The organism is Micromonospora sp. WMMA1998, from assembly GCF_027497375.1.
GTDB classification, from domain to species: domain Bacteria; phylum Actinomycetota; class Actinomycetes; order Mycobacteriales; family Micromonosporaceae; genus Micromonospora; species Micromonospora sediminicola.
This window is the reverse complement of the sequence record NZ_CP114911.1, coordinates 409,853-432,174: the sequence shown is the minus strand read 5'-3', so window position 1 is coordinate 432,174 and position 22,322 is coordinate 409,853. Positions and strand designations below refer to the sequence as shown.

General features: G+C 74.8%; 21 protein-coding genes and 1 pseudogene. 8 read left to right on the top strand and 14 right to left on the bottom strand.

Features of this window, described 5'->3' with window-relative positions; genetic code table 11:
- Positions 1-10: 10 nt before the first annotated feature.
- The 5 genes and pseudogenes from O7600_RS02105 to O7600_RS02085 all read right to left on the bottom strand — a co-directional run bounded on the left by O7600_RS02105 (position 11) and on the right by O7600_RS02085 (position 2,701).
- Positions 11-409 carry a TraR/DksA C4-type zinc finger protein gene (locus O7600_RS02105; protein WP_281592025.1) on the bottom strand — a complete coding sequence of 133 codons (399 nt, stop codon included), beginning with the start codon at positions 407-409 and terminating at the stop codon, positions 11-13.
- Between the two features lie 181 nt (positions 410-590).
- Positions 591-1,220, bottom strand: a complete 630-nt coding sequence (locus tag O7600_RS02100; RefSeq protein WP_281592024.1) for a uridine kinase — start codon at positions 1,218-1,220, stop codon at positions 591-593.
- 94 nt (positions 1,221-1,314) lie between these two features.
- Positions 1,315-1,923, bottom strand: coding sequence for a winged helix-turn-helix domain-containing protein (locus tag O7600_RS02095; protein ID WP_281592023.1), 609 nt, complete (start codon positions 1,921-1,923; stop codon positions 1,315-1,317).
- A gap of 299 nt (positions 1,924-2,222) precedes the next feature.
- A pseudogene (locus O7600_RS02090) lies at positions 2,223-2,327 on the bottom strand (helix-turn-helix domain-containing protein); the annotation flags it as partial.
- Positions 2,324-2,701: a signal peptidase I gene (locus tag O7600_RS02085; RefSeq protein ID WP_281592022.1), complete on the bottom strand. Its 378-nt coding sequence runs from the start codon at positions 2,699-2,701 to the stop codon at positions 2,324-2,326. The pseudogene O7600_RS02090 and the gene O7600_RS02085, both read right to left, overlap by 4 nt.
- 111 nt (positions 2,702-2,812) lie before the next feature.
- Here O7600_RS02085 and O7600_RS02080 point away from each other — a divergent pair, with 111 nt between their 5' ends.
- The gene (locus O7600_RS02080; RefSeq protein WP_281592021.1) at positions 2,813-3,202 is read left to right on the top strand and encodes an ankyrin repeat domain-containing protein; all 390 of its coding nucleotides are present in this window, start codon (positions 2,813-2,815) and stop codon (positions 3,200-3,202) included.
- 45 nt (positions 3,203-3,247) lie between these two features.
- Positions 3,248-4,228, top strand: coding sequence for a DUF3500 domain-containing protein (locus tag O7600_RS02075; RefSeq protein ID WP_281592020.1), 981 nt, complete (start codon positions 3,248-3,250; stop codon positions 4,226-4,228).
- Here O7600_RS02075 and O7600_RS02070 read toward each other — a convergent pair.
- From O7600_RS02070 to O7600_RS02040, 7 genes are all read right to left on the bottom strand, one after another.
- Positions 4,206-4,964: a class I SAM-dependent methyltransferase gene (locus O7600_RS02070; protein ID WP_281592019.1), complete on the bottom strand. Its 759-nt coding sequence runs from the start codon at positions 4,962-4,964 to the stop codon at positions 4,206-4,208. The genes O7600_RS02075 and O7600_RS02070 overlap by 23 nt on opposite strands.
- A gap of 317 nt (positions 4,965-5,281) precedes the next feature.
- Positions 5,282-5,788: a DUF2231 domain-containing protein gene (locus O7600_RS02065; protein WP_281592018.1), complete on the bottom strand. Its 507-nt coding sequence runs from the start codon at positions 5,786-5,788 to the stop codon at positions 5,282-5,284.
- 76 nt (positions 5,789-5,864) lie between these two features.
- Positions 5,865-6,581 carry a GAF and ANTAR domain-containing protein gene (locus O7600_RS02060; RefSeq protein WP_281592017.1) on the bottom strand — a complete coding sequence of 239 codons (717 nt, stop codon included), beginning with the start codon at positions 6,579-6,581 and terminating at the stop codon, positions 5,865-5,867.
- A 207-nt stretch (positions 6,582-6,788) separates the two neighbouring features.
- Entirely contained in the window at positions 6,789-9,083 is a 2,295-nt protein-coding gene (secA2, locus tag O7600_RS02055; RefSeq protein WP_281592016.1) for an accessory Sec system translocase SecA2, read from the bottom strand.
- A gap of 111 nt (positions 9,084-9,194) precedes the next feature.
- Positions 9,195-10,943, bottom strand: coding sequence for an ABC transporter ATP-binding protein (locus O7600_RS02050; protein ID WP_281592015.1), 1,749 nt, complete (start codon positions 10,941-10,943; stop codon positions 9,195-9,197).
- Between the two features lie 52 nt (positions 10,944-10,995).
- Complete coding sequence (locus O7600_RS02045; RefSeq protein ID WP_281592014.1) at positions 10,996-12,084, bottom strand: zinc-binding dehydrogenase; 1,089 nt, start codon at positions 12,082-12,084, stop codon at positions 10,996-10,998.
- On the bottom strand, positions 12,077-13,090 hold the full coding sequence (locus tag O7600_RS02040) for a Gfo/Idh/MocA family oxidoreductase (protein ID WP_281592013.1): 1,014 nt from the start codon (positions 13,088-13,090) through the stop codon (positions 12,077-12,079). Before O7600_RS02040 ends, O7600_RS02045 begins: the two co-directional genes overlap by 8 nt.
- 215 nt (positions 13,091-13,305) lie before the next feature.
- Here O7600_RS02040 and O7600_RS02035 point away from each other — a divergent pair, with 215 nt between their 5' ends.
- The 5 genes from O7600_RS02035 to ctaD all read left to right on the top strand — a co-directional run bounded on the left by O7600_RS02035 (position 13,306) and on the right by ctaD (position 19,020).
- On the top strand, positions 13,306-14,319 hold the full coding sequence (locus O7600_RS02035; RefSeq protein WP_281592012.1) for a glucosyl-3-phosphoglycerate synthase: 1,014 nt from the start codon (positions 13,306-13,308) through the stop codon (positions 14,317-14,319).
- Between the two features lie 85 nt (positions 14,320-14,404).
- Positions 14,405-15,559: a glycosyltransferase gene (locus tag O7600_RS02030; protein ID WP_281592011.1), complete on the top strand. Its 1,155-nt coding sequence runs from the start codon at positions 14,405-14,407 to the stop codon at positions 15,557-15,559.
- Between the two features lie 95 nt (positions 15,560-15,654).
- Complete coding sequence (locus tag O7600_RS02025; protein WP_281594049.1) at positions 15,655-16,107, top strand: DUF4383 domain-containing protein; 453 nt, start codon at positions 15,655-15,657, stop codon at positions 16,105-16,107.
- A 90-nt stretch (positions 16,108-16,197) separates the two neighbouring features.
- Positions 16,198-16,929, top strand: a complete 732-nt coding sequence (locus tag O7600_RS02020) for an ATP-binding protein (protein ID WP_281592010.1) — start codon at positions 16,198-16,200, stop codon at positions 16,927-16,929.
- 87 nt (positions 16,930-17,016) lie between these two features.
- A complete protein-coding gene (gene ctaD / locus O7600_RS02015; protein ID WP_281592009.1) occupies positions 17,017-19,020 on the top strand; it encodes a cytochrome c oxidase subunit I in 2,004 nt (667 codons plus the stop codon).
- Between the two features lie 96 nt (positions 19,021-19,116).
- On the opposite strand, the gene O7600_RS02010 is transcribed toward ctaD, so the two are convergent.
- Both O7600_RS02010 and O7600_RS02005 read right to left on the bottom strand, forming a co-directional pair.
- The gene (locus O7600_RS02010) at positions 19,117-20,253 is read right to left on the bottom strand and encodes a SigB/SigF/SigG family RNA polymerase sigma factor (protein ID WP_281592008.1); all 1,137 of its coding nucleotides are present in this window, start codon (positions 20,251-20,253) and stop codon (positions 19,117-19,119) included.
- A 257-nt stretch (positions 20,254-20,510) separates the two neighbouring features.
- A complete protein-coding gene (locus O7600_RS02005; protein ID WP_281592007.1) occupies positions 20,511-21,926 on the bottom strand; it encodes a hypothetical protein in 1,416 nt (471 codons plus the stop codon).
- A 188-nt stretch (positions 21,927-22,114) separates the two neighbouring features.
- Here O7600_RS02005 and O7600_RS02000 point away from each other — a divergent pair, with 188 nt between their 5' ends.
- A complete protein-coding gene (locus tag O7600_RS02000; RefSeq protein WP_281592006.1) occupies positions 22,115-22,321 on the top strand; it encodes a CDGSH iron-sulfur domain-containing protein in 207 nt (68 codons plus the stop codon).
- The last annotated feature ends 1 nt before the right edge of the window (position 22,322 follow it).

Genomic DNA, 22,322 nt, shown 5'->3' with positions numbered 1-22,322 from the left:
GGCGGGCGGCTCAGGCCGCCCGACGCTCCCGGGTCTGCTTGCAGGTCACGCAGGAGGTGGCGGACGGGAAGATCTCCAGCCGCTCCACCGGGATCGGCGCGGTGCAGCCCTCGCAGAAGCCGTAGGTGCCCTCGTCGAGCCGGGTCAGCGCGTGCTCGAACTGCGCGCGCCGCTCCAGGATGGTGCGCAGCAGCGACTGCGCGGTGTCCCGCTCGGCGGTCTTGGTGCCGCTGTCGGCCTGGTCGTCGCCGGCGGTGTCGCCGACCTCGACCAGCCGCAGCACCTGGCTCTGCATCACGGCCTGGTCGTACTCCGCGGTCAGCTCGTCGTACCGCGACCGCAGGGACTGCCGGATCTGGTCGACCTCCGCCTGGGAGCGGCCCGTGGCTGTCGTGTCGTGGACGAGCATCGCTGCCTGCCTTTCCTGCGGCCTCATACCGGTCCTCCGGCGGCGAGCGCCGGAGGACCAGGTCCGAATGTGGATGCGCGGGCGAGATCACCCGTGCTCTGTGAGCCGGGCGATTACCCGGGCGCCCGAGCGGCCAAACCGGAGACTTCCTGTCTCTTTCCGGTGAGTTGCCGGCGGCCGGTCAGGCGGCCTCCACGAGGGCCGGACGGCGGGGGTCGTCGACGCGCACGACCACGTCGGCGAAGGAGGCCGGGTCGACCTCGTCGGCATAGCGGGCGAACGCCGGCAGCGTCCAGCGCAGCGCCGGCTCGGTGCGTCGCGCCAGCGCCGCCGGCGAGAGCACCAGGTGCACGGCCAGGTCGAACGGCAACGCGCCACCGAGCAGCAGCGCGCCGCTGACCAGCACGACGCCGCCGGGCGGCAGGTCCCGGTAGGTGGCCCGGCTGGCCCGGTCGGCGTCGGCGTCCCAGAGCGAGGGCAGCAGCCGCCCGGAGCCACCCGGCCCGGCCGGGTCGAGCACCTCCCGGCGCAGCCCGGGCTCGTCGAGCCAGCCCTCGTAGTAGGCGTCGGGGTTGGTGCGCCCGTGCTCCAGGCGGGTCGAGGCGGGACGGAGGAAGTCGGCGGCCCGGACGTGCAGCGCCGGCCGCCCGGCGGCGCGCAGCGGGTCGACGAGGGCGGCGGCGAGGGCGTCCGGCCCGGCGGCCGGTGGGCCGTCGACGGCCACCCGCAGCCGGCCGGGCGTCTCGGTGCGGGCGAGACGCCCGGCCAGCTCGGCGACGAGCCGGTCGGGGCTGATCGGGCGGACGCGCATCCGACCACTATGCCCACCTCGGCGGGCGGGTCACCACGCCGGGCGCGTCCGGGCGGTCGGGGCTCCGTCCGGTGGGCGCTCGGCCGGTGGCGCCTCAGCCGGTGCGGTCGATGGTGACCCGGGCGTCGTCGGCGAGCCGGTAGCCGACGCCGTAGACGGTGGTGACCAGCGGGACGTCCACGCCGACCTTGCCGCGCAGCCGGCGCACGTGCACGTCGACGGTGCGGACGCCGGCGTGCTCGTAGCCCCAGACCGCGTTGAGCAGTTGCAGCCGGGTGAACACCCGGCGCGGGTGGGCGACCAGGTGCAGCAGCAGGTCGAACTCCAGACGGGTCAGCGGCAGCGGTTCGCCGTCGCGCAGCACCGACCGGGACGAGGCCAGGATGTGCAGGGTCGGGATGGTCGGGGCGAGCGGGCGCGTCGGGCCGCGGCCGGCCGGCACCGGGTCGGGGCGGCGCTCCGCCGGGACCGCGCCCGCGCTGATCACCGCGTCGCCGCGTTCGAGCATCTCGCGGGCGGCGTCGAGGAGCCGGCGGGCGGCCGGGGTGAGCGACTCCTCGCAGGCCAGCGGGATGTTCAGGGTGACGGTGAGCACGGGCGCGGCGGTGTTGGCGGGACGACGCTGGCCGCCGGGTGGACGGCCGGGGACCGCGGGTTGGGACGTATGCCATCCGGCGCGCGACGAGGCGGGGCTGACCGACATGGTCCTCCTTGGCTGGTCCGGGTATCTCCCCACGGCCCGGGACGCCGCTTCATCGATGCTTCCCGGCGCCTGTGCGAGGGTCAAGGGGCGGCTGCGTTGCATGAATGTGACAATTGACGAACACATCGGAGCCGGGTGCTCGCTCTGCGTACGAGGCCCGTTGATTACAGCAGAGCGCCGAAAACGGGCGGTACGGGGGGTCCCCGACCGGTTCACAATGGCGGATGCGATCAAAACGTGAACGCGGCGCACCCGGGTTCCGGGTGCGCCGCGGGCCGGCCGGCGACGGCCCAGGCGTCCCGGTCCACCTCGGTCGGAGCGTCGTCGGCGAGCCGGTAGCCGACGCCGTACACGGTGGTCACCAGCGGCGTGTCCGGCCCGAATTTCGCGCGCAGCGGCCTCAGCGCAGCACGGGCGGCTCCACCCGGTAGCCCGGCACCGAGGGCCAGCGCACGGTGAGCACCGTCGACTCGCGCTCGGCGTACCAGGAGTGGTCCACGCCCCGCCCCCACACCACGTAGTCGCCCGGCGCGCGCAGCACCACCGTGCGGTCCGGCAACTCGATTCGGAACGCGCCGCTGACCAGCACCAGCAGCGCGGTACGTCGCTCGCCGGTGGCCCACCGGGACCGGGTCTCCCCCGCCGGGTGCACGCCCCACTTCACCTCGACCTCGGTGCTGTGCCGGACGTCGCCCGCCGGCTTGAAGTGGCCCAGCAGCCAGCCCGCGTCGGTCGCGCCGTCCCGCGCCGCGTTGCCCACGTACACCCGATCGTCCATGCCCGCCTCCCGTGCCCGGCCGGGCGAGCTACCAGCCGGACCCCGCCCCGACGCTCGCCCGGCTGGGCAAGCTACCAGGCGGGACCGGCCGCGACGCCATAACCTGGGCGGGTGCCCGACGAACTGGACGCCGAGACCGTCGCCTTCGCCCACCGGATGTTCGACCTGGCCCGCGCCGGGGCGACCGAGGAACTGGCGGCCAACGTGGACGCGGGGCTGCCGGTCAACCTCACCAACGCCAAGGGCGACACCCTGCTGATCCTCGCCGCCTACCATGCCCATCCGGAGACCGTGGCCGCGCTGCTGGCCCGCGGCGCCGACCCGGCCCGGGCCAACGACCGCGGGCAGACCGCGCTGGCCGCGGCGGTGTTCCGGCAGAACGCGGCGGCGGTCCACGCGCTGCTCGCCGCCGGCGCCGACCCGGACCACGGTGGCCCGTCGGCGGCCGAGACCGCCCGGTTCTTCGAGCTGCCGGAGATGCTGGCGCTGCTCGGCCGCTGACGCCACCGGGCAACCCCGCGCCGCCGGGAACGGTATACAGGGGCGGTGGAGGATCCCGTACCCGAGCAGATGCGCGCGGCGGCCGGGGCGCTGCTGGCCGCGCTCGACGAGCCGGCCCGCCGGCGCGCCCGGCACGACTTCGACGACGAGCCGGCCCGCCGGTGGCTGGAGTACCGGCCCCGGCCCCGCCCCGGCGTCCCGGTCGCCGACCTCGACGTCCCGGCCCGCAAGGCCGCCCACCGGCTGCTCGCCACCGCGCTCAGCCCCGCCGCGTACGCGCAGGCCATGGCCGTGATGGCCCTCGAAGAGGTGCTGGACCGGGCGGAGGGGTGGCGGCGCGGGCGGCACAGCGGCGACTACTGGGTGGCGGTCTTCGGCGACCCGGCGCGCGACGACCGCTGGGCGTGGCGGTTCGAGGGGCACCACCTGTCGGTGAGCATGACCGTCGCCGACGACCAGGTCTCCCCCGCTCCGGTCTTCCTCGGCGCCAACCCGGCCACCGTCCGGCACGCCGGCCGCCCGGTCTCGCGCCCCCTGGGCCCGGAGGAGGACCTGGCCCGCGAGTTGCTCGACGCGCTCGGCCCCGGCGGGCGGGCCGCCGCGGTGATCGCCGAGGAGGCGCCGGCCGACATCATCAGCGCCACCCGGGCCACCGCGCCCGGTCGACTCGACCCGCTCGGCGTGCCCCGGGGACGGCTCGGCCCGACCGGACGGGCGCTGCTCGACCGGCTGGTCGCGCTCTACCTGGACCGGCTCCCCCCGGAGCTGGCCGCGCGCGAGGCGGACCGGCTGCACGGCGGCGAGCTGCACTTCGCCTGGGCCGGCGCGGTCGAGCCGGGCCGGCGGCACTACTACCGGGTGCAGGGCGACGACCTGCTGATCGAGTACGACAACACCACCGACGACGGCAACCACGCGCACACGGTGCTGCGCCGCCCGGCCGGCGACTTCGGCGCGGACGTGCTGGCCGCGCACCACGCGGCCGCGCACCGGGCCGCGCCGGTCAGGGGCGACGCGCCTCGATGAGGAACCGCCGGGCGTGGGCGACGAACGGGCCCTCGGCGCGGATCCGCTCGTCCAGCCGGCGCAGCTGGGCCCGGTAGCGGTCGACCGTGAAGCCGGGCACCGTCCAGACCACCTTGCGCAGGAACCAGACCACCGCGCCGATGTCGTGGAAGACGGTACGCAACGTCGCCTCGCGCAGGTCCACCACGGTCAGCCCGGCGGCCCGCGCGTCGGCCACCGCCGCCCGCGGGTGACGGTGCGCAGGCGGCGGCAGCGGTCCGAGGATCGCCTCGCTGAGTTCCCGGACCGTGCCGGGGCCGATTTGCTGGGACAGGTAGGCGCCCCCCGGGCGCAGCACCCGGGCCACCTCGTCCCACCAGGTGTGCACCGGGTGCCGGCTGACCACCAGGTCGAACGCGGCGTCGCGGAACGGCAGCGGCGGCCGGTCGGCCACCCGCACCACGAACGCGCCGAGCGGGCGCAGGTTGCGCCGCGCGACCGGAACGTTCGGCGGCCAGGCCTCGGTGGCGACCAGCAGCGGTGGCGGCGTCGACGCCTCGGCCAGCACCTCACCGCCCCCGGTGTCGATGTCCAGGGCGGCCTCGACGGTCGCCAGCCGCTCCCCGACGAGCCGGGCGTAGCCCCACGGCGGGCGCTCCTCGGTGGCCCGCCCGGCCAGCCAGGAGAAGCTCCACCCCTCGACGGGCGTGGCGTCGGCCTCGGCAACCAGCTCGTCGAACCCGCGATCGGTGACCATGGGCCGAGCGTGCCGCCGGACGGCGGCCGACGGCAACGCCATTTCCGTGCCCGGGCTCGGGGGCGCGGCGCCGGCCGGCGTGGGCCCGGGGTGAGCGCGCCCTGTGGCGACGGCACCGGGTTTCGCGTCGCCGGGCCTACGGTTCGGGGCGTCGACGGCGGTCACCGAGCGTGATGGCTTCACGAGACGACCTGCCCGGAGTGCGCTATGCCTCCTGGTCATAAGTATGACCAGGAGGCATATCGGTTTCACCTTGTCTGCCCCGCCCGCCGCGACACGCCCTGCGCCCCCACCGGAACGCGGCGGGCGGGGGATGGTCAGAACGGTCGGGGCCGGGCGATCTCGACGGTCGCGCCGTGGACACCGTCGAAGGTCTCCCACCCGGCCGGCTCGGCGGCGCGGCCCCGGTCGGACTGCTGGATCAGCCGCGCGCCCAGGCCCACGCCGACCGCGCCCACGGCCAGCGCGACCAGCTCGGTCGCGAGCTGGCCGCCGGTCGCGCCCCGCTGCGGCGCGTGCGCCCGGATCAGGCAGGTGAGCAGGAACAGCGCCGCCATCACGGCGTTGACCAGGTTGAACGTGATGGCGGTCCGATTCGCCCGGCCGATCCGCACGTCCCACAGGTCGACGAGTCCGGCCACCGTGGCGAGCCCGGCCGTGACCAGCGCCGCCACCGCCGTCCAGTAGCCCACCTCGCCGAGGAAGGCCGGGCCGCCGGCGACGTCCGCCAGGTCGAACACGGCGGCGCTGACGAAGAGCCCGAACGGGAACGTCACCAGCATCGGTTGGATGGGGTGCCCCTGCACCCGCAGTCGGCTCTCCATCGCGTCCTCCCCAGGTTGGCGCAGTTCACCAGTCCAGGGTGCTACCCGAGGCCCTCGGGAGCGAAACGACTGTCGTTCAGTTGTCGCGGGGCCGGGAGACGGTGAGCACGAGCCGCTCGGCCACCTCGCGCAGCGGGATGTCCAACGAGGAGGCGGCGCTGCGGAGCACGTCCAGCGCATCCGGGGCGGGGCAGCCGCGCTGCGTCATGATCACGCCGACGGCCTGCCCGACCACTCCCTCGGCCAGCAGCGCGCCGTCGAGCTGACCGGCCCGGGCGGTGGCCCGTTCCCGGTCACGCACGGCGGCCAGCAGCAGGCCGGCGTGCTCGGCGAGCAGCATGGCGGTGAGCTGGTGCCGGGGGGTGAGCGTCCCGGGGGCGTCGGCGTACAGGTTGATCGCGCCGATCACCTGCTCGTCGACGTCGACCGGGGCGGAGATCACGCCGTGCACGCCGAGCGCGTCGGCCCGCGCGCACCAGGCCGGCCAGCGTTCCTCCCCGGCCAGCTCGGCCGCGATGATCATCTCGCGGCGGCGCACCGCGGTCAGGGCCGGCGTGTCCGGACCGTGCCGCAGGTCGTCCAGCTCGGCCCGGCGCGGGTCGGAGGCGGCCACCCCGGCCGGCTCCCCGGCGCGCAGCGCGGTGAAGCCGCAGCTGTCGACGCCGGGCACGGCGTCCCGGGCGATCCGCACCAGCCGGTCCAACGCCTCGTCGAAGTCGGCGACGCCGATCAGGCCGGCGGTCAGCTCACGCAGCAGCGCGGCGGTCTCCAGCACGCCCAGGTCGTCGGTCATGGCGTGGCGCATCTCGAGATTCACCGGGCCACGGCCCCCACCGCCCCCGCGTCCGTCCACGCGGTGTCCCCGTCCGGCGCCGTTGCCTGGTCCATGTCCGTCCTCTCTCTGGCCGAGCCTCGGCCTACTACCCTCGCAGACCGGGATCGAAACCGCGCAAAAGGGCCCCTTCCGGCGCGTACCGGCCGGAGGGGCCCCGAGCGTGGGTCAGCGCGACCCGGAGATGAGGCGCCGGCCCACCGACGCGATCAGCCGGTCCAGCTCCGAGCCGAACGGGTTGTCGTGCACCAGGTAGGTCCAGGTCGCGGTCGGGCGCACCAGCTTCGACGCGTCCGGCTCCCAGCCCTCGTCGAACTCCGTCTCCTCGAACGTGGCGACGGTCCGCGTCTCGATCTCGGGCATCAGCGCGTTGAACGCCGGCACCGCGCTGCGGTGGAACTCGTCGAGCGGGTCGAGGCGGCCCAGCGCCCGCAGGTGCACCCCCTCCCGCACCTCGGACAGCTCGGCCAGGTGCTCGGCCCAGAGCCGGTCGAGGTGGTAGAGGGCGATCTTGCGGGCCACGTCGGCGAGCAGGTCCTCGTCCATCTCGCCGGCCTTCTCCGGCACCCGCTCCAGCAGCATCAACGCGGCGATGTCACTGGTCAGCAGGCGCTCCCGCCGCTCGGCCAGGGCCTTGCGCTGCTGCTCGATCACGTGGCTGTAGCGCCAGGTGTTGCGGTGGATCTCGTGGTTGACGCCCTCCGCGACCCGCTGGGCGTGCTCGACCGCGTAGTCGACCTGCGGATCGGTGACCAGGCCGTCGGCGTTCATCCGGGGCGACGCCGGGACGGTGTCGCCGGCGTGCCGCACGACCAGGTCGTCCTCCAGGCTGACGAAGAAGACCGACCCACCCGGGTCGCCCTGCCGGCCGGCCCGGCCGCGCAGCTGGTCGTCGACCCGGCGGCTGTCGTGCCGGCCGCTGCCGATCACGTACAGACCGCCCAGCTCAGCCACCCGCTCCCGGTCGGACTGGTCGCTGCCGCCCAGCCGGATGTCCACGCCCCGGCCGGCCATCTGGGTCGAGACCGTGACCGCGCCGTGGGCGCCGGCCTCGGCGATGATGCCGGCCTCCTCGTCGTCGTTCTTGGCGTTGAGCACCACGCACGGCACCCCGGCGGCGTTCAGCGCCGCGGCCAGCCCCTCGGACTCCTTGACGTCGAGCGTGCCGACCAGCACCGGCCGCCCGGCCTGGTGGCAGCGGGTGATCTCGTCGACCAGCGCCTCCTCCTTCTCGGCGCGGGTGGCGTAGATCCGGTCCGGCTCGTCCTCGCGGACGCAGGGGGTGTTCGGCGGGATCACCGCCACCTCCAGGCCGAAGAACTCGCGGAGCTGGTCGCCGACGAGCACCGCGGTCGCGGTCATCCCGCAGACCGTCGGGTAGAGCGCGATGTACGCCTGCACGGTGACCGTGCCCAGCACCTCGCCCTCGGCGGTGGCGTCCAGCCCCTCCTTCGCCTCGACCGCCGCCTGCAGACCGTCGGGCCAGCGGCGGCGCTGGGCGACCCGCCCGCGCATCTCGTCGATCAGCTCGACCGAGTCGTCCCGGACGATGTAGTCGACGTCGCGGTGCAGCAGGGCGTGCGCGTGCAGCGCCACGTTCACCGCGGAGAGCTGCCCGACGTGCTCCTCGTCGTACAGGTCGATGCCGCCGAGCTTGGCCTCGACGGTGGCCAGGCCGACCGAGGTGAAGGCGACGCTGCGGCCGTCCTCCGCGACCGTGTAGTGCTTGCCCTTGCGCAGGCCCCGCACCAGCGCGGCGGCGGCGTGCACCGGGTCCTGCTCGCCGGGGACCGCGCCGGCGAGCACCATCGGCACCCGAGCCTCGTCGATCAGGATCGAGTCGGCCTCGTCGACGATCGCGGTCTTCAGCGCCGGCTGCACCCGGTCGGCCAGGTCGGTGGCGAGCTGGTCGCGCAGGTAGTCGAAACCGGCCTCGCTGACCGCGACGTAGGTGACGTCGCAGGCGTACGCCGCGCGCCGCTCCTGCGGGGTGGACGCCTCGTTGACCCATCCGACGGTGAGCCCGAGCAGCGTGTAGACCGGCTCCATCCACTCGGCGTCGCGGCGGGCCAGGTAGTCGTTGACGGTGAGCACGTGCACCGGGCCGTTGCCCAGCCGGACGTGCCCGTACGCGGCGACGGTCGCGGTCAGCGTCTTGCCCTCACCGGTGGCCATCTCGGCGACCTTGCCCGAGAGCAGCGCCATGGCGCCGAGCAGCTGCACGTCGTAGGGGCGCTGGTCGAGCCCGCGCCGGGCCGCCTCACGGCCGATCGCGCAGATCTCCTCGTACTTCTCGGCCTGCCCGGCCGCCTCGGTCAGCTCGGCGTCGGAGAGCTGCTCCAGCTCGGCCTCGCGGGCCTCGATCGCCGGCAGCAGCTTCTCCAGCGGCGCCAGGTCGACAGTCGTCCCGGGGCGCTGGAGGAACCGGCGGAACCTGGTCTTCAACCGTTGCGACACACCCATGAGCCGCAACGGTACGCGAACCGCAGCCGATTGTGACCCCCGCCCGGCGCCGCCGCCACGCCGTGTCCGGATTTCGGCCGGTCGCCCCAGGTCAGGCCCGGGGTGGGCGGATCAGGCCACCAGAAGCTGGTGGGTGGCCAGCTCCCGGTAGAGCGGGCTGGCGGTGGTCAGCTCGTCGTGCGTGCCGACGGCCACCACCCGGCCGCCGTCGAGCACCACGATCTGGTCGGCGTCGACCACGGTCGACAGGCGGTGCGCCACGATCAGCAGGGTCCGGCGCACCGCCACCGCGTCGATCGCCCGGCGCAGCGCCGCCTCGTTGCGCGCGTCGAGGTTGCTGGTCGGCTCGTCGAGCAGCAGCACCGGCGGCCCGGCCAGCAGCGCCCGGGCGATGGCCAGCCGCTGCCGTTCCCCGCCGGAGAGCAGCACGCCGCCCTCCCCGACCTGCACGTCCAGCCCGTCGGCGGTCCGCTCGGCCAGGTGACCCAGGTTGACCTCGTCCAGCACGCCGCGCAGCCGGTCGTCGGTGGCGTCGGGCGCGGTGATCAGGAGGTTGTCCCGCAGCGTGCCGGCGAGCACCGGCGCCTCCTGCTCGACGTAGCCGAGCCGGGCGCGCAGCGCGTCGCGGGGCAGCTCCCGCATGTCCACGCCGTCCAGGCGCACCGCGCCCTCGCCCACCTCGTAGAAGCGTTCGACCAGCGCCAGCAGGGTGGACTTACCGGCGCCGGACGGGCCGACGAGCGCGGTACGGGTGCCGGCGGGCACGGTGAAGCTCACCTCGCGCAGCACCGGCGGGCCGCCGGGATAGCCGAAGCCGACCCGGTCGAACTCGACCCGGGCGGGGACGCCTGCGGGCGGCACGGCCACGGCGGTCGACGGCCGGTCGTCGACCCGCTCGTCGGGAACGGTGAGGATCTCCTCGATCCGGGCCAACGCGCCCAGCCCGCTCTGCAGCTGCGTGTAGGCGTGCACCGCCTGGCCGAGCGGCAGCACCAGGAAGAACAGGAACATCACGAAGGCGACCAGGTCGCCCACGCTGATCGCCCCGGCCGCCACCCGGGCCCCGCCCACGGCCAGCACCAGCAGGAAGGCGCCCTGCACGGTGACCGTGCTGGCCGGCCCGACCACCGCCTGCGCCCGGGCCACCCGCAGACCGGCGTCGTACGCCGCGGTCGCGCTGGTCACCACCGTGGCGGTCTCCCGGCCCTCGGCGCGGCTGGCCCGGATGGTCCGTGCCGCGGAGATCGCCCGCTCGACGGCCGAGGTCATCTCCCCGACGCGTTCCTGGGCGCGGCGGGCCAGGCCCCGCACCCGGCGGGCGACGGTGACCGCGAAGCCCACGCCGACCGCGACCGCGGCCAGTGTCACCCCGAACAGCAGCGGGTCCAGCAGCAGCATCGCGGTGCCGGCGCCGACCACCATCACCGCGCCGGTGACGGTCTCGAACAGGCCGGACGTCACCACCGCCCGCAGCAGCGTGGTGTCGGCGCCGACCCGGGACAGCAGGTCGCCGGTGCGGCGCCGGTCGTACTCGACGATCGGCAGGCGCAGCAGGTGCCCGGCCAGCCGTCGGCGGACCCCCAGCACGAGCCCCTCGCCGGTGCGTTGCAGCAGGTAGTCGCGGAGCCCACCGAGCAGCGCGCCGGCCACCACCAGCGCGACGAGCACGACCACCAGGGCGCCGGCCGGCCGATCGGCGGTGATCCGGTCCAGCACGGCGCGGGTGAGCAGCGGCTGGGCGAGCGCGGCGGCGGCGCCGGAGAGCGACAACGCGCCCACCGCGACGAGGGTGCCGCGGTGGGCGCGCAGGTAGGGCAGCAACGCGGCGAGCCCCGGCGTCGGGCCGGCTTCGACGGTCATGCCCGAACGGTAGCCGGACGCCGCACCGCCTCGGCCGCGGGCGCACCCGGGGTCAGCCGGTCAGGACCACCTGCAGTTCCGAGCGGCGGCGCTCGGCCAGGTCGGTCAGCAGGGTCGGCGCCTCGTCCAACGGCGCCACCGCGGAGACCACGTGCTTGCGGATCTCCTCGCCGTACTGGCGCAGCAGCTCCACCGTCTCGGCGGACAGCCGCTCCCGGTCCCAGGTCGGGGTGAGGCCACGGGGCACCCGGCCGATCTGCGCGCAGCGCAGCGACAGCCCGTTGTGGTGGAACTCCTCGCCGAGCCGGACCGCGTCCGCGCCGCCCTGGTAGAACGCCAGGTCGATCACGGTGCCCTGGGGGCGCAGCAGTCGCAGCGCGAGCTGCAACGCCCAGTCCTGGCCCCGGCACTGGAAGACCACGTCCGCGCCCCGGTCGCCGGCGGCGTGGTTCCACCGGGTCTTGAGCACCACCGCCGGGTCGTCGGCCTCCGGGTCGAGCGTCTCCAGGCCGAGCGCCTCGGCCACCTGGCGGCGGGCCGGCGTCGGGTCCACCACGACCACCGAGGCGGCACCGTGGCGGCGGGCGAACAGCGCGGTGAGCAGGGCGACCACGCCGCTGCCGACCACCGCGACCCGGCGGCCGCGTACCCCGTCGCCGAGCGTGCGCACGTCGGTGCCGCACAGGTCGGCGGCGGCGTGCAGCAGCCCGTTGGCGCAGATCGGGCCCATGTGCGCGACGTAGACACCGAGCAGCGGATCGAGGTCGTCGGGCAGCGGCACGAACCGCTCGGCCACCGGGTCGGCGACCCAGCCGCTGCGGTGGCCGTACGTCATGGCCCCGACCGTGCCCACCGCGACCGCCGGGGTGCGGCTCTCCACCACCCGGCCGACCTGCATGTAGCCGAGCCGGGTCACCGGGTACGGGGTGCTCGCCTCACCCGGCCGGAACAGCCCGAGCGCGGCGTCCCAGGTGACGTGCAGATAGGGGTTGGTGCCCTTGACGTAGCTCAGCTCGGTGCCGGCGGAGACGCCGCTGAAGAGCGTCTCCACCCGGAAGGCGCCCTCGCCCGGCTCGGCCGCCTCCTGTTCCACCAGTTCGACCCGGCCCGGGCCGCTGACCACCACCACCCGGTCACGCATCGACGCCCACCCCCGCGTCCGCGACCGCGGCGGTGAGCCGGGCCGCCGGCCCGGTGGGCAGCGCCACCGGACGGCCGGTCCGCGCCGACTCGGCGACCGCCAGCGCGAGCCGCTGGGTGCGCAGGGCCTCGGCGTACGGGACCCGCACGTCGTCGCCGACGCCCCGGACGGCGTCGACGAAGGCCCGGTCGACGGCGACCCGGGCGCCGTCCGGGTCGGCGGGCAGGTGCCGCTCGCCGTCCGCGTCGCGGATCGTCAGGCCGTCCTCGGCCAGCGACAGGGCCAGCCCGTCGGCGAGGATCTCCAGGCCGGCGCGGTGCTTCCAGGTGAGCACGCAGGCCGCGGCGAGCGTGCCGACGGCCCCGGAGGCGAAGCGCAGCGTGGCCGCGGTGACCGAGTCGATGTCGGCGCCGTCGACCGGCGGCGGAGTCCCGTCGCCGTACGCGGTGACCTCGGTGGCCTCGCCGACCAGCAGCCGGACCAGGTCCAGCACGTGGGCGGCCTGCTCGACCACCGGGCCGCCGGAGCGGTCCCGCCGGGCCCACCAGGCGACCGGCGGCACCTTGTCCAGCCAGGCGCCGTTGACCATCCGCACCGGACGGTCGGCGAGCAGCCGCCGCGCCTCCTCGACCACGTGCAGGTAACGCCAGTGGTGCCCGACCCCGGTCAGCAGGCCGCGCCGCTGCACCAGGTCGGCGATCCGCTCGGCCGTCTCCAGGTCCACCGCGACCGGCTTCTCCACGAACATCGGCACGCCGGCGGCGACGACCGCCTCCTCCGCCGGGCCGTGGGCGAACGGCGGCACGCAGACGTACACCGCGTCCGGGCCGGCGGCGAGCAGCTCGTCCACGTCCCGGAAGACCCGCCCGCCGTGCGCGTCGGCCAGCGCCCGCGCCGCGTCCGGGGCGACGTCGGTCACACCGAGCAGTGCCACGTCCTCGAACCCCGTGAGCACGCGGGCGTGGCGTTGCGCCACCCCGCCGGCTCCGACCAGTCCCACCCGCATCCGACCGCCCCTCCCACCACGACTGAACACACCGTGGACAGCACTCCCCTGGCCGGCGTCCCGCCAAACGCGAGGGGGTGCGCAACGCAACGTTCATCCGCCGGGAACCACCCGGTACGCGCCTGGTGATCGAGTTGTTAGGCAAGATCCGGTTAGCGCGGATGCGGTACTGGGAAAAACAGGAGTTCGCGATTCCGCCACTGATGGGGGTGCCCGTGCGGGATTCAGATGTGACCGTCTCACCGGTGGTGGAGGCGTGGGCCACGTACCGGAGCAGCACGGCCGGTGACTGGCCGGCCCGTCGGCTGGTCCGGGCCAAGGGCAACAGCCGGGTCAGCGTGGTGCTGCCGGCACGCAACGAGGAGGCCACGGTCGGCGCGATCGTGTCGACCATCCGGGAACACCTGATGGACCGGGTGCCGCTGGTCGACGAGCTGATCGTGGTGGACTCCCGGTCCACCGACCGGACCGCGCAGGTGGCCCGCGCGGCCGGCGCCGAGGTGGTGGGCCAGGACGCGATGACGCGCGGCCTGCCGCGCCTGACCGGCAAGGGCGACGCGCTCTGGGCCGGCCTGGCCGCGGCCGAGGGGGACGTCGTCGCGTTCGTCGACGCCGACCTGCGCGAGTTCCGGCCGCACTTCGTCACGGGCCTGCTCGGTCCGCTGCTCACCGACCCGAGCGTGGAGTTCGTGAAGGGGTTCTACCACCGGCCGCTGGTCGGCGCGACGAGCGTCGAGCCCGACGGCGGCGGGCGGGTGACGGAGCTGATGGCCCGACCGCTGCTCAACCTGTTCTGGCCGGAGCTGGCCGGCTTCGTGCAGCCCCTCGCCGGCGAGTACGCCGGCCGCCGCGAGGTGCTGGAGCGGGTGCCGTTCGTCACCGGGTACGGCGTCGAGACGGCCATGCTGATCGACCTGCTGGAACTGGTCGGGCTGGACGCGCTGGCCCAGGTCGACCTGGGCGAGCGCAAGCACCGGCACCAGGACACCGCCGCGCTGGGCCGGATGTCGGCGCAGATCATGCTGACCGCCTGGTCGCGTCTGCAACGGCGCGGCTGGGCGGCGCCCGGGATGGCGCCGACCGCACTGCTGACCCAGTTCCGCCGGGGCGGCTCGGAGGCACTGCCCAACCTGGACCGGGAGATCGTGGTCAACGACGTCTCGGTCGAGGAACGCCCGCCGCTGGCGCAGTTGCGGCATCGCATCCCGCACCGTCGGGTCGCCGCGTGAGTGCCAGGAGTGAGCCGGCGAGCACCGCGGTCACGACCAACAGCACGTGCCGCATGACGTCGAGAACACCGAGAGAGGGCAGCGCATGACGCTCACCGTGCTGATGAACGCCGGTCCGTGGCTGTCCGTGCCGCCGCCCGGCTACGGCGGGATCGAGAACGTCGTCGCCACGCTGGTGCCGGAGCTGCGCCGGCTCGGCGTACGGGTGGTGCTGGCCTCGGTGGAGAGCAGCACGTTGCCGGTGGACGAGAAGATCGCGGTCTTCCCGGACGGGCAGTTCTCCGCGTTGCAGCGGCCGTACAACCAGGTCTGCGGCGTGTCGCAGGCGCACCTGGCCGGGGTGGTGCGGGCGCTGCACCGCCGCGACGACATCGACCTGGTGCACGACCACGTGGAGGCGGTCGGGCTGGCCACCATGGCCGCGATGGGCCCGGACGCCCCGCCCGCGCTGCACACGCTGCACTGGGACCTGGCCAAGCACCCGGAGCTGTACGGCACCCTCGACGGCGGCGACCGGGTGCGGGTGAACGGGGTGTCCGCGTCGCAGCTGGCCCGGGCGCCGCGGGCGTTGCGGGAGCACTCGGTCGGCCACGTGCACCTGTCCACGCCGCTCGCGGTCGACGCGGACCGCCGGCCGAGCACGCCGAAGGGCGACCACCTGGTGATCCTCGGCCGGATCAATCCGGGCAAGGGCCAGGACCTGGGCGCCCGGCTGGCCCACGAGGTGGGTTTCCCGCTGGTGCTGGCCGGCCCGGTCGGCCCGTACCACCGGCCGGAGGACCTGGCCGCGGCCGGGGACGAGGCCCGGCAGAACCCGGACGTGCGGTTCTTCCACGAGCACGTCGCCCCGTACGTCGACGGCGACCGGGTGCGCTGGGTGGGCACGGTGGCCGGGCGGGAGCGCGACGACCTGGTCGCCTCGGCACGGGCGTCGTTGTTCCCGCTGCGGTGGGAGGAACCGGGCGGGACGGCCGTGGTCGAGTCGCTGTCGCTGGGCACGCCGGTGGTGGCCACCGCCCGGGGCTGCCTGCCGGAGCTGATCGAGCACAGCCGCACCGGCCTGCTCACCGCGGACGAGGAGGAGCTGGGCGACCTGGTGCTCGCGGCCGGATTGCTGGAGCCGGACGAGTGCCGGCGGGAGGCGGCGACCCGGTTCACCCCGGCCCGCATGGCCGAGCGGTACGTGGAGCTGTACGACCGGGTCCGACACGGCGCCACGGTGCCGTTGCAGCCCGTCTGAGCGGGAGGCCGGCCCACCGGTGCGGCGTTTGCCACCGGTGGGCCGGGGAAACCGTCGGTCCCGCGGTGGCGAGGAGGGCCGGCGTGACGAACTCGATGGCGCACTCCCGAGCCCGGCGCAACCCGGCCGACGGGCGGGCGCCGGTGCGCCGGGTCGCCTCGGCGTTCGCCGTGTTCCTGCTGCTGCTCGGCGCGTTGGGTTTCGTGCCGGGGGTCACCAGCGCCTACGCCGACCTACGGTTCGCCGGGCCGGGCTCGGGCGCGCGGCTGCTCGGGCTGCTTCAGGTCTCGGCGCTGCACAACCTCGTCAACCTGGTCCTCGGGGTGGCCGGTCTGACATTGGCCCGCACGGTCGCCGGCGCGCGGGCGTTCCTGCTCGGCGGCGGCGCGATCTTCCTGGTCCTCTGGCTCTACGACCTGGCCGTCGACCGGCGCAGCGCGGCGAACCTCCTGGCGGTCGACCGGGCCGGCACCTGGTTGCACCTGCTGCTGGGGGTGTCCATGCCGGCCCTGGGCCTGCTGGCCGGCCGGCGCGCGCACCGGCGCTGACCTGCCCCTCCCGGCCCCGATGCCCGGTTTCACCGGCCCATGCCCCGGGTACGTCCGTAGTCCTCCCCGACGGACAGAAACGAGGGCCCGATGTCGACCCGGATCAGGTGCGAGGTCCGCGACGAGTCCCCGGTCACCGTGGTGCGGCTGGCCGGGGCGCTCGACCTGGGCACGATGCGCGCGGTGCACGAGGTGCTGGACCGGTGCCTCGCCGAGCAGCCGGACGCGCTCGTGGTCGACCTGGAGGAGATCGACGTCACCGAGCCGCTGGCGCTGTCCGTGTTCGCCGCGGCGGCCCGGCGGGCCGCCGACTGGCCGGCGGTGCCGATGGTCCTCTCCGCTCCCCCGCCGACGACGGCGGCGTGGCTCGCCGAGACCACCGCCTGCCGGGTGGTGCCGGTGCGCCGCGACTGCGCCGAGGCCACGGCGTTGGCCGGCACGGCCGCGTCGCCACGGCTGCGGGCCCGGCTGGAGCCGGTCGCCGGGGCCTGCCGGCGGGCCCGGGAGCTGGTGACCGAGGCGTGCGGCCGCTGGAACGTGCCGGAGCTGGCCGGTCCGGCGTCGCTGGTGCTCAGCGAGCTGGTCGGCAACGTGGTCCGGCACGCCGGCACCCCGATGCAGGTCACGTTGACGCTGCGGCGGCCGTACCTGCGGGTGGCGGTGCTCGACGGCAGCCCGGCCGACGCGCGGGCCGCGACCGGCCGTGACCCGCGGGCGGAGGGGGGCCGAGGGCTGATGCTGGTCCGCGAGCTGACCCAGCGCTGGGGCAGCACGCCGGTCGGCGCCGGCAAGGTCGTCTGGGCCATGCTCCCGGCGAACTGACCGAATTCTCCGCTCTCGCCTGGTTACATGGACAGAGGGCCGGGTACGCGCGCCCGTCCTGTCTGTCGTCACACGGGGTGAGATGCCATGCCCAAGCGGGTAGTCACGGATCCGGCACGAGACCGGGGGCCCGCGATCCTCGCGCCGGCCCGGTTCGGGGGATATCCCGGCCCCGTCCGGGAGGCGGTGAAGGGCAACGCGCTGTGGCGGTTGCTGCGGACCACCGACGCGAAGGTGATCGGGCTGCTCTACCTGAGCACGTCGTTCGTCTTCTTCCTGATCGGCGGGGTGCTGGCCCTGGTGATCCGGGCCGAGCTGGCCCGGCCGGGGATGCAGTTCCTCTCCCCGGAGCAGTACAACCAGATGTTCACCATGCACGGCACGGTCATGCTGCTGCTGTTCGCCACCCCGCTGGTGTTCGCGTTCGGCAACTACATCGTGCCGCTGCAGATCGGCGCCCCGGACGTGGCGTTCCCCAGGTTGAACTCGTTCGCCTACTGGCTGTACCTGTTCGGCGGCACGATGGTGATGGCGGGGTTCGTCACCCCGCAGGGTGCGGCGGACTTCGGCTGGACCGCCTACACGCCGCTGAGCACCGCCCAGCACAGCCCGGGCGTCGGGGCGAACATGTGGGTGGTCGGCCTGGCCATCTCCGGTCTGGGCACGATCCTCGGCGCGGTCAACCTGATCACCACGATCCTGACCCTGCGCGCGCCCGGCATGACCATGTTCCGGATGCCGATCTTCACCTGGAACATGCTCCTCACCAGCGTGCTGGTGATCTTCGTGTTCCCCCTGCTGGCGGCCGCGCTGTTCGCGCTCGCCTCGGACCGGATCCTGCACTCGCACGTCTACGATCCGACCACCGGCGGCCCGATGCTGTGGCAGCACCTGTTCTGGTTCTTCGGGCATCCCGAGGTCTACATCGTGGCGCTGCCGTTCTTCGGCATCATCACCGAGATCATTCCGGTCTTCTCCCGCAAGCCGATCTTCGGCTACACCGGCCTGGTGCTGGCCACCATCGCCATCACGGTGCTGTCGATGAGCGTGTGGGCGCACCACATGTTCGCCACCGGCCAGGTGCTGCTGCCGTTCTTCAGCATCCTCAGCTACCTGATCGCGGTGCCCACCGGCGTGAAGTTCTTCAACTGGATCGGCACCATGTGGAAGGGGCAGATCACGTTCGAGACGCCGATGCTGTTCGCGGTCGGCTTCCTGGTCACGTTCCTGCTCGGCGGCCTCACCGGGGTGCTGCTGGCCAGCCCGCCGGTGGACTTCCACGTCACCGACTCGTACTTCGTGGTGGCGCACTTCCACTACGTGCTCTTCGGCACCATCGTGTTCGCCGCGTTCGGCGGCGTCTACTTCTGGTTCCCGAAGATGACCGGCCGGATGCTCGACGAACGACTCGGAAAGATCCACTTCTGGACGATGTTCGTCGGCTTCCACGCCACCTTCCTGGTGCAGCACTGGCTGGGCAACGAGGGCATGCCGCGCCGCTACGCCGACTACCTGCCCGGCGACGGCTTCACCGTGCTGAACGAGATCTCCACGGTGGGCTCGTTCGTCCTCGGCGCGTCGACGCTGTTCTTCATCTACAACGTGTGGAAGTCGTGGCGTTACGGCGCCATGGTCACGGTGGACGACCCGTGGGGCTTCGGCAACTCGCTGGAATGGGCCACCACCTGCCCGCCGCCGCTGCGCAACTTCGACCGGATGCCCCGGATCCGCTCCGAGCGGCCGGCGTTCGACGCCAAGTACGGCCCGCTCGTCTCCGACCTCGGCCGCGACCTGCCCCAGCGCAGCACCAGGCCGCCGCAGCACTTCGCCGAGGAGATACGCCACGAGCGGCGGGTGCCGGAGTCGCCGGCCGCCGAAGGCGCGCACGGCGCCCGCGAGGCTGTGGAGTATCAACCCGCGCCCCAGTCCGGCGCGCGGCCGGTCGACGTGCCGGAGCCGGAGGGGGTGATCCGACCCAGCTTCGACCAGACCGACGAGCCGGAGGACACCATCCTCGGCGCGGAGCGGGGGGATCCGCCGAACGACCGGTGGCGCCACCCGCGCGGGCACGGCGACACCCGGGATAACTGAGCGGGACGGGAGGCCGGCGTCGTCGGGCGCCGGCCTCCGTTCCCGGGTACGCCGGACGCCGGCTCCCCCTTCGGGAGCCGGCGTCGCGCGTGCGTGTCAGTCGGCGGCGGACAGTCCGGCGGCGGCCAGCGAGCGGCGCACCGCGGGCTGCACCCGGGTCAACCGCAGCGGCACCCCGGTCCGCACGGCGGCGTCCCGGCCGGCCATCAGCGCGGCGATCCCGCCGGCGTCGAAGCCGCCCGCGCCCACCAGGTCGACCACGACCTCGCGAGGCTGCCCGGTGACCGCCTCCAGCATCGCCCGGCGCAGCTGGTCCGCGCCGGCCCGGTCCACCTCGCCGCCGACCTCGACGACCACCCGGTCGCCGTTCTGCCGCACCGAGATCCGGGCCTTGGCCGGCTCGGTCTCGGCCGTCCCGTTCTGCCACGGCGGCGGGGCGTCGGCGAGCATCGCCTGGCGCAGCCAGGTCAGCGCCCGGGACAGCAGGCGGGAGACGTGCATCTGCGAGATGCCGAAACGGGCGGCGATCTCCGCCTGGGTCTGGTTGCCGTAGAACCGCATGGCCAGGATCCGCCGCTCCCGCCAGGGCAACCGGTGCAGCAGGCCGCTGACCGTGACCCGGTCGTCGACCGACTCCAGCGCGTTGTCGGACTCGCCGACCAGGTCGCCGAACTCGGCCGAGCTCTCCCCACCGACCGGCGCGTTGAGCGAGGCCGGGCTGTAGCCGGCGGCCGACTCCAGCGCGGCGAGGATCTCCTCCTCCGGCGTCTCCAGCCGCTCCGCCAACTCCGCCACGGACGGGGCCCGGGACAGCTCGCTGGTCAACGTCGCCGTCGCCTGCCCCACCTCCAGGATCAGGTCGCGCAGCCGGCGTGGCACGTGCACGCCCCAGGTGCGGTCCCGGAAGTGGCGTTTGATCTCGCCGACGATGGTGATGGCCGCGTACGCGGTGAACGACCCGCGTTCCGGGTCGTACCGGTCGACGGCGTTGACCAGACCGAGCCGGGCCACCTGCTCCAGATCCTCCAGCGGTTCCCCGCGTCCCCGGTAGCGGCGGGCCAGCCGACCCGCGAACGGCAACGCGAAGCGGACCAGGTCGTCCCGCGCCTCCTGCCGCCGCTCGGGTGGCAGCCCTTCGATCCGGGCCGCGTACGCGAGCGCCGCCGCGTCGAGATCCTCCAGACCTCGCTCGTTGGTCGGTGGGGTGGGTGTCGTGGTGGTCTGACCGAACATCCGCGCCTCCCTCGCCGAAGATCCCCCCGCCCGGTCGGAACCGGTCGTGCGCGTGGTCGGACCACGCACCGGGTGAGGAAGTTGGTTACGTGACGGATACGTCGAAAGCGGTGGCTGCCCGCCGCACGGCGTCGTGGGCCGTTCCGCGGCGAGCGGTCTTCCCGCTCCGTAGGTACTCAATCACGGACCGCAGGATCGCGAGGATATTTCGCCAGGTTGGCCCGGCCGGCCGAGGGCCGCCGGCGCGGGCGCCGCGCTCAGCAGACCAGCAGACCCTGGTGCGCGCCGGAGTCCCGGAGCGCGGCGAGGGCCTCGGCCATCCGCAGCGGCGGCGGCGCGGGCAGGTCGCAGGGCTGGTTGCGCAACACCTCCGTGGCACGTCGGGTGGGAACCGAGGTGACCGGGTAGCCGCGGGCCGCGCCCCGGTCGAGGGCCCGCCGGCGCCGCCCGAAGCCGGCCACCGCGAGCCACTGGGGCAGCCCGGCGAGCGCGGGCGAGCGGAGCCCCGGCGGTTCCGGCAGCACGTCCACCGACGTGAACGGCTCGCTGCCGGCCAGCCACCACTCCGCGCCCTCGACCCGCCGGCGGGTGGCGTTCTCGCACCAGTAGGGCACCAGGCCGGCCCGCAGCACCTGCCCCGGGTCGAGCAGCCGGCCGCACTCCACCACCAACCGGTCGCCGGTCTTGCCGGCCCGGCGCAGCCACCGGCGGTACAGGTCGGCGGTCGCCGCGCTGAGCGCGTCCGGCTGCGGCACCACCACCCGGTGCAGCGGGTGTCCGTGCCGGTCGCCCCACTCCCGGGCGGCGTGCTCGAAACCGGATTCCACGCCGTGTGCGGCGAACGCGGCCGGCAGCGTGACCTCCGGCGCCGCCCAGCGCGTCTCGTCACCGCCGGCCGCGCGCAGCACCTGGCGCAGCCCGTGCGCGTCCGGGTGGAAGTCGAGCGGGTCCAGCCCACTGGTCGGGCAGCCGGCCTGGAAGCTGTGCCCGTCGCCGGTGTCCCGCACCGGCCACGTGCGGGCGTCGTGCAGCAGCAGCACCGGCGCCGCCGGTTCCAGCCGGTCGGCCAGGAACCCCGCGTACGCCGTGGGCAGCGTGCGCCAGCGGGCGGTGAGGGTCACGGTGGCACCCGCCGCCACGCCCCGGCTGGCCGGGCAGTGCACCTGCCGCACGTGCAGCCGGGGGTTGCCGGCGAGCAGTCGCCCGGCCAACGCGGCGCCGTGGTCGTACGCCCGGTCCGGGCGGTCCACCGCGCCCCGGCTCCAGGTCGCCGCGAGTTCGAACCCGGCCGGCAGCCAGGGCACGCCGAGCGCCACCGCGAGGTGGGCGGCCGCGCCGTGCGGTGAGCCGAGCACCGCTCCGGGCCAGCGCCGGTCCGGGTACTGGTCGACGAACCAGCCGGCCACCCGTTCGGCGTCGACCCGGGCCACCTGCGCGGCGCTCAGCGCGGCCCGCCCGGCCGCGCGGCCCGCGGCGGCGCGGCGCACCGGCTCCGGCGTGCCGGGAAGCCGCGACAGCGCGGCGGGGTGGCCGAGGTCGCCGCAGTCGTCGCCGCGCAGCGCCCGGGCGGTGGCGGCCACCAGGAGCCGGGCGGCGCTGCCCGCCGCCACCACCCGGTCACCGGGCAGCCCGGCGCCGGTCGCCGGTCCCGACTGTGCTCGTTCGCTCACCACGCGGGCCGGCTTCCCGTCCCTCTGTGGTCTAAACGGGGCATCTCCCCACGGCGCGGACCAACGCCCGCTCGGGCGACCGCACCGCCCGGGACACCCAGGTACGCCGTCGCGCCACTCCCCCACCGCCACGGACGCAACAGCACGTGGGAGCGGGTTTGGGCCGGACCGGGACGGGCACTGCACCGCGCATGCCCGACGACGAGAGCGCCCCGGCGGCGACCATCACCCCGTACCGGGACGGACCGCTGCTGGTGCGCGGCGACTTCGCGCTGGTCACCCCGGACGGGGAACCGATCGAGACGCGCCGGGGCACGGTCGCGCTCTGCCGGTGCGGCAAGAGCGCGATCAAACCGTTCTGCGACGGCACGCACAAGGTCGCCGGCTTCCGCGGTTAAG

Bases quoted from the DNA above. Each gene is read 5' to 3' on its own strand.
- O7600_RS02105 (WP_281592025.1), bottom strand. From the start codon at position 409: ATGCTCGTCCACGACACGACAGCCACGGGCCGCTCCCAGGCGGAGGTC.
- O7600_RS02100 (WP_281592024.1), bottom strand. From the start codon at position 1,220: ATGCGCGTCCGCCCGATCAGCCCCGACCGGCTCGTCGCCGAGCTGGCC.
- O7600_RS02095 (WP_281592023.1), bottom strand. From the start codon at position 1,923: ATGTCGGTCAGCCCCGCCTCGTCGCGCGCCGGATGGCATACGTCCCAA.
- O7600_RS02085 (WP_281592022.1), bottom strand. From the start codon at position 2,701: ATGGACGATCGGGTGTACGTGGGCAACGCGGCGCGGGACGGCGCGACC.
- O7600_RS02070 (WP_281592019.1), bottom strand. From the start codon at position 4,964: ATGGTCACCGATCGCGGGTTCGACGAGCTGGTTGCCGAGGCCGACGCC.
- O7600_RS02065 (WP_281592018.1), bottom strand. From the start codon at position 5,788: ATGGAGAGCCGACTGCGGGTGCAGGGGCACCCCATCCAACCGATGCTG.
- O7600_RS02060 (WP_281592017.1), bottom strand. From the start codon at position 6,581: ATGACCGACGACCTGGGCGTGCTGGAGACCGCCGCGCTGCTGCGTGAG.
- secA2 (WP_281592016.1), bottom strand. From the start codon at position 9,083: ATGGGTGTGTCGCAACGGTTGAAGACCAGGTTCCGCCGGTTCCTCCAG.
- O7600_RS02050 (WP_281592015.1), bottom strand. From the start codon at position 10,943: ATGACCGTCGAAGCCGGCCCGACGCCGGGGCTCGCCGCGTTGCTGCCC.
- O7600_RS02045 (WP_281592014.1), bottom strand. From the start codon at position 12,084: ATGCGTGACCGGGTGGTGGTGGTCAGCGGCCCGGGCCGGGTCGAACTG.
- O7600_RS02040 (WP_281592013.1), bottom strand. From the start codon at position 13,090: ATGCGGGTGGGACTGGTCGGAGCCGGCGGGGTGGCGCAACGCCACGCC.
- O7600_RS02030 (WP_281592011.1), top strand. From the start codon at position 14,405: ATGACGCTCACCGTGCTGATGAACGCCGGTCCGTGGCTGTCCGTGCCG.
- O7600_RS02025 (WP_281594049.1), top strand. From the start codon at position 15,655: ATGGCGCACTCCCGAGCCCGGCGCAACCCGGCCGACGGGCGGGCGCCG.
- O7600_RS02020 (WP_281592010.1), top strand. From the start codon at position 16,198: ATGTCGACCCGGATCAGGTGCGAGGTCCGCGACGAGTCCCCGGTCACC.
- ctaD (WP_281592009.1), top strand. From the start codon at position 17,017: ATGCCCAAGCGGGTAGTCACGGATCCGGCACGAGACCGGGGGCCCGCG.
- O7600_RS02010 (WP_281592008.1), bottom strand. From the start codon at position 20,253: ATGTTCGGTCAGACCACCACGACACCCACCCCACCGACCAACGAGCGA.
- O7600_RS02000 (WP_281592006.1), top strand. From the start codon at position 22,115: ATGCCCGACGACGAGAGCGCCCCGGCGGCGACCATCACCCCGTACCGG.